This window comes from Actinomycetota bacterium, assembly GCA_018830725.1.
In the GTDB taxonomy this organism is placed as follows: domain Bacteria; phylum Actinomycetota; class Humimicrobiia; order JAHJRV01; family JAHJRV01; genus JAHJRV01.
Genome location: JAHJRV010000078.1, coordinates 1 through 6,009, shown reverse-complemented (window position 1 = coordinate 6,009; position 6,009 = coordinate 1). Strand labels below are relative to the sequence as shown.

The 6,009-nt window shown below is 29.1% G+C and carries 5 protein-coding genes; 2 read left to right on the top strand and 3 right to left on the bottom strand.

Annotated features, from left to right (window positions below; all coding sequences use genetic code 11):
• Window positions 1–439: 439 nt before the first annotated feature.
• Window positions 440–976 (top strand): gamma carbonic anhydrase family protein, encoded by a 537-nt coding sequence (locus KKC53_03675; protein MBU2598265.1) that lies wholly within the window; start codon window positions 440–442, stop codon window positions 974–976.
• Window positions 977–990: 14 nt separating this feature from the next.
• Here KKC53_03675 and KKC53_03670 read toward each other — a convergent pair whose 3' ends face one another.
• A complete protein-coding gene (locus KKC53_03670; protein ID MBU2598264.1) occupies window positions 991–1,728 on the bottom strand; it encodes a metallophosphatase family protein in 738 nt (245 codons plus the stop codon).
• A 167-nt stretch (window positions 1,729–1,895) separates the two neighbouring features.
• Here KKC53_03670 and KKC53_03665 point away from each other — a divergent pair, with 167 nt between their 5' ends.
• Window positions 1,896–3,101 (top strand): methionine adenosyltransferase, encoded by a 1,206-nt coding sequence (locus tag KKC53_03665; GenBank protein ID MBU2598263.1) that lies wholly within the window; start codon window positions 1,896–1,898, stop codon window positions 3,099–3,101.
• On the opposite strand, the gene KKC53_03660 is transcribed toward KKC53_03665, so the two are convergent.
• The gene (locus KKC53_03660; protein MBU2598262.1) at window positions 3,053–5,383 is read right to left on the bottom strand and encodes an acetate--CoA ligase family protein; all 2,331 of its coding nucleotides are present in this window, start codon (window positions 5,381–5,383) and stop codon (window positions 3,053–3,055) included. The genes KKC53_03665 and KKC53_03660 overlap by 49 nt on opposite strands.
• Window positions 5,384–5,531: 148 nt before the next feature.
• Window positions 5,532–6,008, bottom strand: coding sequence for an indolepyruvate oxidoreductase subunit beta (locus KKC53_03655; protein MBU2598261.1), 477 nt, complete (start codon window positions 6,006–6,008; stop codon window positions 5,532–5,534).
• Window position 6,009: the final 1 nt, after the last annotated feature.

Here is a 6,009-nt window from a genome sequence, read left to right as displayed (position 1 = left end):
ATTTTATTTTTTTATATTTGATTTTTAAAATAATATTGAAAATTTTTAAAAAGCTTAAAAACATAAATTTTTCATAAAGAACTATTCTATGCTAGACACAATTATATTCATACTCCCACTTACAAATTTTTAAATAAGGACTAATTATTATAGCAAAGAGAATCTAATTTAAAAAGTATGTAAAATCTAATAGTAATCATAAAATATTTTTTTTGAAAAATTAATTCTTAAAGTTTCAAAACTTGAGACATTTTTATACTTATTATCAAAAGAGGGAGATAAAGAATCATATATTAAATTAACTAAAGAAAGTAATTTTTCATTATAATTAGAAATTAAGTTAAAAAGGTAATAGGTATAATAAGCTTATCAAATATGGGAAACTGAGAAAAAAATTATTAATAAATATTAATTGAACAATATATTAGGAGGAAGAATAATGTCGGTTTATGAATTTGAGGGAAAAATACCGAAGATCGGAATAAATACTTATATCAGTAAGTCAGCTTCCATAATTGGAGATGTTACTATAGGTGATGGTTGCTTTATTGGTCCTGGAGCAAGAATAAAAGGTGATTATGGTAAAGTTGTAATTGGAAATGAAACAAGTGTTCAGGAGAACTGTGTTGTCCATGCCAGACCAAATGAGATATGTAAAATTGGAAATAGAGTGAATGTAGGTCATGCCTCTACATTACATGGATGTACTATAAAAGATAATGCAGTGATAGGAATGGGAGCAATCATCAGTGATTGGGCATTTGTAGGAGAATGGGCAGTTGTAGGAGAAGGAACAGTAGTAAAGCAAAATCAAAAGATTCCTGATGGTAAAATATGTGTTGGTGTTCCAGCAAAAATAATTGGTGAGATAAAAGAGGATTACAAAAAAGAATATGAATATTTTAAAGATACTTATGTTGATCTTGCAAAAAGATATATTAAAAGCTTAAAAGAAATAAAAATTGGCAAAGAATAAACTTAATAAGTAAATTACATGCCAAAAAATAGACGCTGAGCTAACTTTGTGTCTAAACCTGCATCTAAAACCTTCTGCGCGCATTTTTCTATATCATATTCCAGCCTTATCATTTCTATTTTATTTTTATCTGAATCGTAAAATAGAAATGACGACCTTGAATCGTAATCTCTTGGTTGACCCACTCCGCCAGGATTTATCATATAATAGTCCATTTTTCTAAGTTTTAATGACTCTTTTCCAGTATGGTCCTTGAAGTTACCCTTTATAGTATGATGATATATAGCTCTTCTATGTGTATGTCCAAAAAAACATAGATTTATGGAATTTTTTAAAAGATATTCAAAATGATGTCTTGCTTCTTGCAGTGTAAATATATATTCATCCCTATTTACCGGAGAACCATGAACAATAAAAAAATCTGAATCAATAGAACAATTCTCACTGAGACTCTCTAAAAATATGAAGTTTTTAGGGGAAATCTTCTTTTTTGTCCAGAGAATAGCTTGTTTTGCAATGATGTTAAAAAAATTTATATCTGCCTTCCCAATAACAGCTGCATCGTGATTTCCCAAAATACATTGAATATTTTCATCCTTAGCCAATTCAACGCACTCATTCGGATTTGCATTATAACCAACCAAATCTCCTAAACAGATTATTTTATCTACTTTTTCCTGATGTATCCTATCAATCACTACCTGGAAAGCTTCCAAATTGGAATGAATATCTGAAATTATCGCATATTTCAAATTTTTTCCCTTTCATTAAAATTTATAGGTAAACTCTTAAATATTATGTATTTTTCAAATTTTACTGAAAATTTGAGATTAACACAATGTTTGCAATATAATGCATAATATTATATCATTTCAAAATTAAATTTTTATTACTTAGTTTTAATTTAAGGGAGAAGCATATGAGAAACATCTCAATTGAAGAATTGAAAAGCAGTCCTGTTGAGAAACAACAGGTAGAGTTAGTAGAGCGAAAAGGAAAAGGGCATCCTGATTCAATTTGTGATGCCATTATGGAGAAGGTTTCTGTTGCCTTGTGTAAAGAATATAAGAATGTTTTTGGAAAAATAGCTCATCATAACATTGATAAGGCGTTATTAGTGGCAGGTAAGTCAAGTCCTAAAATTGGTGGTGGAACTATTGATGAGCCTATGCGATTAGTATTTGGGGATAGAGCTGTTTATGAATATAAAGATAAGAAGATTCCTGTTGGAGAGATAGCAATAGAGACTGCTAAAAGTTGGTTTAGAGAGAAATTACGATTTGTTGATCCTTTAGAACATGTTATTTATCAAAATGAGATAAAACCAGGATCCCCAGAACTAATGGATATTTTTGATAGAGAAGTTATTGGAGCAAATGATACTTCAGCTTCAGTTGGTTATGCTCCTTTTACTGAAACTGAAAAAATAGTAATTAATATAGAAAAGCATCTTAATTCAAAAAAATTTAAGGAAAAATTTCCTGAGTGTGGAGAGGATATTAAAGTTATGGCTTATAGACAGAAAAGAAATTTAACCCTTACAATAGCCATGGCGTTTGTTGATAGATTTATAGATAACGAGAAAAAATATTTTACCCGCAAAAAAGAAATTCGATTAGCTATTTCAGATTTTATAAGTAAAAATAACCTGAATTTTAATAAAGTTAATATCGATATTAACACTCTCGATGACCCTAAACGTGGTGAAGAAGGTATGTATTTAACGGTTGTAGGTACCTCAGCTGAAGGTGCTGATTGTGGTCAGGTAGGTCGAGGAAACAGAGTAAATGGTGTAATAGCACTTAATAGACCCATGAGTACAGAGGCAGCTGCTGGTAAAAATCCTATCAGCCATGTGGGAAAAATATATAATGTTTTAAGTCATGAAATAGCTGATAAAGTTTACAAAGAAATACCTGGTATACATGAAGTGTATATTTGGCTTTGCAGTCAAATTGGTAAACCTATTGATAAACCTCTTATTGCATCAGCTCAATTAGTACTGAAACCAGGAGTTGATATAAAAAATATTAAAACAAATATAGAATCTGTTATTGAAGAAGAGCTTAAAAATATCTATAAATTCACTGATGAACTTTCCAAGGGAAAATATCCAGTCTGGTAATAGTAATTAATATATTTTGCTAGGGCTTTAACTGCTCTTTCTGGCGAGTGAAATACAGGAACATTTTTGCTTTCGAGTTGATTTGCAAATTTTATCCTATCTTCAGTTTGAGTAAATGCTACGACAATTGGCTTCTCTATCTGCTTACAAATCTTTCCTATATTTTTAATTAATCTTGGAATTTCTATAGGTGGAGGTTCAAATCCCGGAAGCAGAACTAAGGCAGAGACCTCTCTATCATCACATATATATTTTGCTACTTCAATATAATCCATATCAGTAGCATCTGTTCCAATATCTGTTGGATTTGAAACTGTTAAAAATCCTCTTACTATATTTTTAATTTTAGATATAGTATTTTCACTATATTTTGTTAAAGAAAGTCTGCTGTTTTTAATTCCATCAGCTCCCAATATACCAAGACCTCCAGAGTTAGAAAGAACAGCAATTTTGTTTCCTTCTACTCTTTTCTCATCGAGAAGAGTAAATATCTTACAATATTCAAAAAATTGTTGAATATCTTCTGCATTTATCACATTTGCATCTCCAAAAACCGTTTTTACAATATCATAATTTCCTGCCATTGCACCTACATGAGAGATAGTAGCTTCTTTAACTTCTTCAACTTTTCCGCCTTTTAAAACAATTAATGGTTTTTTAAGATTTTTTGCAACCTCATAAAATTTTCTTCCATTTTTAAATCCTTCAATATATAGAGCAATAACTTTCGTACCCTTATCCTTATTAAAGTAAGCGATTAAATCAGTCACATCTACATCAGCCATATTTCCAAAGGAAACAATGGATCTTACACCAACATTTGGAAGAAGATGCATTAGGTTCACACTTATTGCTCCACTTTGACTCAATATAGAAAGTTCGTTTTTCTCTCTTTTAGGAATGTTCATTTTTTCAGAAGGCAGGAAAAATGATGATAAATTATTAGGGACAAAATAAATACCTAAGCAATTTGGGCCAAGTACTCTCGTTTTAGTATCCTTTATTTCCAATTTTATTTTATCTTCCAGTTCGATTCCTAACTTACCAGATTCTCTAAATCCTCCACTTATAATAATAATTGCTGAGACATTTGATTTAACTGCATCTTTAATTATTTCATAACTATATTTTGCTGGTACAACTAATATTGCTAAATCAATATGTTCTTCAATCTCTTTAATAGATTTATAGCATTTATTACTAAATATATATTCTCTTTTTACATTAACAGGAAAAACTTTTTTAAAACTTGATTCTTTTAAACTATTACTGGCTATTTTTAAACTTTTATAGATAATTGTGCCCGGTCTATTCTCTATTTCCGATGCTCCTATTACAGCGATTGTTTCCGGCTTAAAGAATTTTTCAATGTTAGTTAAATTTGGGCTTTCAAATGGCTTTATATCATCAATAGTTTTTTTATGAAAACGACATATACAGTCAATAGCAACTAACTCTCCTTTTTCAGTAATAGCTAATGGATTCATTTCAAACTCATCAATAATATAATCTGAAAAATTTGTATTGTCTGAAAATCTTTCAATATCAGAAATTAAATTTTTTTCATTACTATTATCTGAAACTTTTTTATCGTTGGATCTCTTCCCATTAAAATCAAGAGAGAAAATTGATAATTGATTTATAGCCATTAGTGTAGATAATAATTTTTCCTCATTTACTATCTTACTACCTCTGTAACCATATAAAATAGGATGACACTTTAATTTTTTAATTAAGTTTTTTAACTTTTCAAAGGTGACAGGTGCAACACCCATTACTATATCTTTAAAAAGCTCAGTATATATCCCGCCTAACCCCACGCTAAATACTGGTCCAAATTGTGGGTCATTTAATATGCTTACTATGAGTTCAAACTTTGGTTTTATAAAATTAGATATCATAACCCCAAAAATATTTACATCTGGTACTTTGCTTCTGACTTCTTCTAACATATTCTTATAATTCTTTTTAATCTCAAAACTATCATTATCAATTATTTTTATTCCACCAACTTCTGTCTTATGAGCAATGTCTGGAGATAGAATTTTTAAAACCAATTTTTTACCAAATGCTTTTTTAACTACTTCTAAATTCTCTTTAGATATTTCTAAATCTTTTTCTAAATCAATATGATTTGATATAACTATAAATTTTGGTGTTTTTATTCCCCAAATATCCAAAAGCTCATAAGCTTCATTTTCCAATAATTTAGTTCTACCTTGTGAATTGGCTTTAGATAAAATCTCATTAAACTTTTTCTGAAAAATCCTTAACTTATCCAATAAAAAATTCTCCTTACAACTTTATCTCTCTAAAATAGGGGTCGGGTCTTGCAATATAACATTTTCTGTCATACTTATCAAAATTCTGTTTTTCATAAAAATTAAACTCTATTTCTAAAATTATTCTTGTCTAATTATAAACTTCTCTTTAAAATTTTGCTTCTCTTCCTATTTCAAATGCTTTAAGGTTTAATTGTTGAAATTTTGAAGGTACCGTTTCCTTTATGACCTTTTCCCATATTTTAGAAGAGATGTTTAAATATTTAGATAAAATTCCAATCATGGCAATATTTAGTGTTTTTTTATTTTCTAATTTATCTAAAAGTCCTTCTGGTATACTTATTATTTTTCCATCTTTAGACAGAAAATCTTTTACTCTATATATTTCACTATTTTTTAAAGTTAAAATAAAATCAGCCTTACCCCTTTTGATTAAAGGAGAATAAATTTTTGAACCAAATCTGACATGAGTTGTCACACTACCACCTCTCTGGGACATGCCATGAACTTCGCTTTTTTTAATATCATATCCTGATTTAAAAGCTGCCATAGATATTACATCTGATGCAAGAAGTACTCCTTGCCCACCTAACCCCACTATTAAAATATTATTAACTTCTTTCATT

Bases quoted from the DNA above. Each gene is read 5' to 3' on its own strand.
- KKC53_03675 (MBU2598265.1), top strand. From the start codon at position 440: ATGTCGGTTTATGAATTTGAGGGAAAAATACCGAAGATCGGAATAAAT.
- KKC53_03665 (MBU2598263.1), top strand. From the start codon at position 1,896: ATGAGAAACATCTCAATTGAAGAATTGAAAAGCAGTCCTGTTGAGAAA.
- KKC53_03655 (MBU2598261.1), bottom strand. From the start codon at position 6,008: ATGAAAGAAGTTAATAATATTTTAATAGTGGGGTTAGGTGGGCAAGGA.